Origin of the sequence: Novosphingobium sp., from assembly GCF_024642085.1 — a bacterium.
Classification (GTDB): domain Bacteria; phylum Pseudomonadota; class Alphaproteobacteria; order Sphingomonadales; family Sphingomonadaceae; genus Novosphingobium.
In genome coordinates this window covers 1-5,237 of sequence record NZ_JAHEBV010000033.1, presented here as the reverse complement: position 1 = coordinate 5,237, position 5,237 = coordinate 1, and the positions used below count along the sequence as shown (strand labels likewise).

Below are 5,237 nucleotides of genomic sequence, written 5' to 3'. Positions count from 1 at the left end.
GCCTTCATGGATGCGGTCAAGGAACTGGCGGCAGAGGCCGGGCTGGACGTTCCGGCACCCGATCCGCAGGCAGCGCGCCGGGCCGAACAGCAGGCGGGGCTGCATGACGTGCTATCCGCGGCGCAGGACTGGTACCGCGTGCAGCTTGATAGCCCGGAAGGGGCCAGGGCACGCGAATACCTCGCCTCGCGCCGGTTCGATCCGCATACGATGGAGCGGTTCGGCTTTGGCTTCGCGCCTGGCGGGCGGCAAGCCTTGAAGGCCGCGCTGAAACAGTTCGATGAGGCCATGCTGATCGAGGCGGGCCTGCGCATCGCGGTCGACGACAAGGACCCCTACGACCGCTTTCGCGACCGGCTGACCATGCCGATCCACGATGCGCGCGGGCGGGTGATCGGCTTTGCCGGACGGATCCTTGATGCCGACAAGAAGGATGCACCCAAGTATATCAATTCGCCCGACACACCGCTGTTCGACAAGGGCCGCACTCTGTTCAACCTGCACCGCGCTGCCCCAGCGTCTCGTGCCAGCGGACGCGTCGTGGTCGTTGAAGGCCAGATGGACGTGATCGCTCTTGCCGCCGCCGGGATCGGCGAGGCGGTTGCCCCGATGGGCACGGCTCTGACCGAGCGGCAGCTCGAGATGCTGTGGCGAATGGTAGAAAATCCGATCCTCTGCTTTGATGGCGATGCCGCCGGACAGCGCGCCGCAATGCGTGCTGCGGCCCGTGCTCTTCCGCTGCTCCGCCCCGCTCACAGCCTCAAAATCGTCCGCCTGCCTGCCGGAATGGACCCCGACGATCTGATCAAGCGCGAAGGCGTCGCTGCACTTGAGACGATCCTGGCCCAGCCGATAAGTCTGCTTGATCTTGTTTGGGAGCATGAACGCGATGCCGCCCCGCTTTCCTCGCCAGAGGATAAAGCAGGCCTGAAGGCGCGGCTGATGACCCATGTCGAGACGATTTCCGATCGCGACATCCAAGCGCTCTACCGTCGCGATCTGATCGAACGATTCGCGGCCTTCGCCTTTCCCCGCCGCGAACAGCGCACCTGGACGCCGGGCCGACGAGCCGCGCCGCCCGAACGGCAACGCACGCCCCAGCAATCGCAGCGCCTGCGCCATGCCACCGGAGCGGGCGGCCGCGACGGGCTCAGCGCCGCAATTCTCGCGGGTCTGCTGCGCTATCCGGACGAGTTGACGCGCCACGCCGATGCTTTGGCCAACGCGCTGCTGGACGACGCGCGCTTTGCCGCACTGGTTGATGCTGTCGATGCAGTCGAACCGCTTGAAAGCGCTGGCTTGCTCACCATATTGGCGCAACGGGGCATGGCACCCCCTGCTCCTGACGAATACGCCTCGCTTCGGTTCGGGTTTCTATCCGACAGCGCGGCGCCGGAAGCGGCCCGGGCAGACCTTGCCCAAGCGATCGCGTTGCTGGTTGAACGGCCAGCTCTTGACGCGGCGCTGGCGGAGGCTACGGCGCGGTTCGAGCGAGACCTTTCGGAAGGGGCTTATGCCGAGCAGCAACGGCTGCTGAAGAGAAAGCTGGCTTTCGACGCCCGACTGCGGCAAATGGCCAGCGCGCGCGCCGCCGCTTCTGATGAAGCGGCCCCGAAATGATAATTATGGCGGACTGATGGACGAAGATTTCACCGGCAACGAGAAGGAGGGCGGCGATGCTCCCCTGATCGACCTCAACGAAGCATCGATCAAGAAACTGATCGCCCGCGCCAAGCGGCGCGGCGTGATTACAGTTGACGAGCTGAACGAGGCCCTGCCGCAAGACCAGATGACTAGCGAGCAGATTGAGGACATTATGTCCGCGATCAGCGAAATGGGCGTGAACATCGTTGAAAGCGATGAAGACGCGGTCGATCCCGAAGAGAAGGAAGTCGACGAAGTCGACGAACAACCCGACGGCATGGCTGAACGGCCCGACCTGGTCAAAAAGAAGGAAATCATCGAGCGCACCGATGATCCGGTGCGGATGTACCTGCGCGAAATGGGTGCGGTTGAATTGCTCAGCCGCGAAGGCGAAATCGCCATCGCCAAGCGGATCGAAGCCGGGCGCGATACGATGATCCTGGGTTTGTGCGAAAGCCCGATCACTTTCCATGCGATCATTCAGTGGTCGCAGGCCCTGAACAACGAGGAAATGCAGCTTCGCGAGATCCTTGATCTCGACGCCATGCTGTCAAAGGAACCCCAGCCCGAAAACCTGACCGAAGATGGTGAGGAAGAGGGCGACGGCGAAATCAGCGAAGCTACCGCTGGTCCTTCCTACAAGGAAGAAGAGGACGTCGAGGAAGAAGCCTCGGCTGACGAGGACGAGGACGAAGACGGTATCGAGCGCCGCGCTCGCCGTCCGGTTGAAGAGGAAGAGGAAGACAACACTCTCAGCCTCGCGCAGATGGAAGCGCAGCTCAAGCCTGAGGCGCTTGAGAAGTTCGCGCTGATCACCTCACTGTTCCGAAAGTTCGAAAAGATCCAGGCCGACCGTCTTAATGCGATGAGCCTGGGCGGCGATTTTCCCCCGGCAAAGGAACGGCAGTATCAGCAGCTGCGCGAGGATCTTACTGCGCAGGTGGAAAGCGTGCAATTTCACGCGACCAAGATCGAATACCTGGTCGACAACCTATATGCCTTCAACCGCCGCTTGACCGCGCTAGGCGGCCAAATGTTGCGCTTGGCCGAACGCCACAAAGTCAATCGCAAGGACTTTCTAGACAGCTATGTCGGACACGAACTCGACGATGGCTGGCTCCAGGCCCAATCGGCCAAGGACAAGAAATGGGCAGCTTTCGCCGCAACCGAAGCCGATCCGGTTGAACGCATCCGCGCCGAAATCGCCGATATTGCCGCCGCCACCGGCATGGCGCTGGGTGAGTTCCGCCGCATCGTCAACATGGTCCAGAAGGGCGAACGCGAAGCACGGATTGCCAAGAAGGAAATGGTCGAAGCGAACCTGCGTCTCGTGATTTCCATTGCAAAAAAATACACGAACCGTGGCCTTCAATTCCTTGATCTTATTCAGGAAGGCAACATTGGCCTGATGAAGGCGGTCGACAAGTTCGAATACCGCCGGGGTTACAAGTTCAGCACCTATGCCACCTGGTGGATACGCCAGGCGATCACCCGTTCGATCGCCGATCAGGCGCGCACCATCCGCATACCGGTCCATATGATCGAGACGATCAACAAGCTGGTCCGCACCAGCCGCCAGTTCCTGCACGAGCAAGGCCGCGAGCCGACGCCTGAGGAAATGGCCGAGCGGCTATCGATGCCGCTCGAAAAAGTCCGCAAGGTGATGAAAATCGCGAAAGAGCCGATTTCACTCGAAACGCCGATTGGCGACGAGGAAGATTCGCATCTGGGTGACTTCATCGAGGACAAGAACGCGATCATTCCGGTCGATGCTGCGATTCAGGCCAACCTCAAGGAAACAGTCACCCGCGTCCTGGCCAGCCTGACCCCGCGCGAAGAACGCGTACTGCGGATGCGCTTCGGCATCGGCATGAACACCGACCACACTCTCGAGGAAGTCGGTCAGCAGTTCTCGGTCACGCGCGAACGTATCCGCCAGATCGAAGCCAAAGCTTTGCGCAAGCTCAAGCATCCGAGCCGCTCGAGGAAGATGCGCTCCTTCCTTGATCAGTGATACAGGAAAACCCCGCTTTTGCGGGGTTTTTCAGGTTTTACGCCCGGCGACTTTACAGAATCGAGATATCGGCCTAGCAGCCTAGGTGTTACGTGACTGACGAGGCAGGCGGATTACCGCCGTGGAGCGTGACCTTGGCTTTGCCGCTCGTCTGGGCACTTTTACCTGTCTTGCAAGGTGTGCCGTGCCGGTCATTCATCCGATAATTCCCTTTTCGACAGGGTTCAGCGCTGGCCAATGCTTCGCGCCCCGTTTATTGGCCGAGCCGAGTCTAATTCCAGCCGGATCACCGCATTGCGCATAGCCATCGCCTCTGACCACGCAGCCGTCGATCTGAAGGCGACCTTGCGCGAATATTTGATCGAACTGGGTCACGACGTAGCCGATCTCGGCCCTGAAACCGCCGACCGAGTCGACTATCCGGATTTTGGCTACAGGCTCGCTTCTGTCGTGGCTGACGGCACTGCGCATTTAGGCGTAGCCCTTTGCGGATCGGGTATCGGCATTTCGATCGCGGTGAATCGCAACCCGGCATGCCGCTGCGCACGGGTGAGCGATCCCTATTCCGCCACCCTTGCGCGAGAGCACAACGATGCAAACGTTATCGCGATGGGCGCACGGCTGACCGGCGATGATATGGCCAAAGCCTGCTTGGACGCGTTTCTTGCTGGCAAGTTTGCCGGCGGACGACACGGTCCACGCGTTGAAAAACTGACCCATCCTTCCTGCTGAGGAGTTCGCCCACGTGAACGCAATTCTTGATGCCAAGCCCGCGATCCGCAGCGCCGGTTTCTTTACCGAGCAACTGGCCAGCGCAGACCCCGAGGTTTTTGCGGCCGTCAAAGGCGAATTGCACCGTCAACAGACCAAGATCGAACTGATCGCCTCTGAAAATATCACCAGCCGCGCGGTGCTTGATGCTACCGGATCGGTGTTCACGAACAAATATGCCGAGGGATATCCGGGCAAGCGCTATTACGGCGGCTGTGAATATGCCGACATCGTCGAAACACTGGCGATTGAACGAGCCAAGGCGCTGTTCGGCTGCCAGTTTGCGAACGTTCAGCCCAATTCCGGCAGCCAGATGAACCAGGCTGTGTTTTTCGCTCTGCTGCAGCCTGGCGACACGTTTATGGGTCTTGATCTCAACTCAGGCGGCCATCTGACACACGGTAGCCCTGTTAACATGAGCGGCAAGTGGTTCAATCCGGTGCCTTACGGCGTGCGCCAAGATGACGAACAGCTGGACATGGAGCAAGTTGAGCGACTGGCGCGTGAACACAAGCCAAAACTAATTATCGCCGGTGGTACAGCCTACTCCCGAGTTTGGGATTTCGAGAGGTTTCGCGAAATTGCGGACGAGGTCGGCGCTTGGCTGATGGTGGATATGAGCCACTTTTCCGGTTTGGTCGCGGGCGGTGCCCACCCATCCCCATTTCCTCATGCTCATGTGGTGACTACCACGACTCACAAGTCGCTTCGCGGTCCGCGCTCGGGTGTGATCCTGACCAATGAGGAAGATCTCGCCAAGAAGTTCAATTCCGCGGTTTTCCCTGGCCTGCAGGGTGGCCCTCTGGTC

Annotated in this window: 4 protein-coding genes and 1 riboswitch; all 4 genes read left to right on the top strand. The window is 60.2% G+C overall.

Going from position 1 to position 5,237, the window contains the following annotated elements:
- Positions 1 to 1,620, top strand: a 1,620-nt coding sequence (gene dnaG, locus Q0L62_RS11460; protein WP_296679880.1) for a DNA primase, incomplete at its 5' end; no start/stop codon positions are given.
- A 16-nt stretch (positions 1,621 to 1,636) separates the two neighbouring features.
- A complete protein-coding gene (rpoD, locus tag Q0L62_RS11455) occupies positions 1,637 to 3,658 on the top strand; it encodes an RNA polymerase sigma factor RpoD (protein WP_296679919.1) in 2,022 nt (673 codons plus the stop codon).
- 82 nt (positions 3,659 to 3,740) lie between these two features.
- Positions 3,741 to 3,822: riboswitch (ZMP/ZTP riboswitch) on the top strand.
- 130 nt (positions 3,823 to 3,952) lie between these two features.
- Positions 3,953 to 4,390: an RpiB/LacA/LacB family sugar-phosphate isomerase gene (locus tag Q0L62_RS11450; RefSeq protein WP_296679878.1), complete on the top strand. Its 438-nt coding sequence runs from the start codon at positions 3,953 to 3,955 to the stop codon at positions 4,388 to 4,390.
- A gap of 22 nt (positions 4,391 to 4,412) precedes the next feature.
- Positions 4,413 to 5,237, top strand: an 825-nt coding sequence (glyA, locus tag Q0L62_RS11445) for a serine hydroxymethyltransferase (RefSeq protein ID WP_296679918.1), incomplete at its 3' end; no start/stop codon positions are given.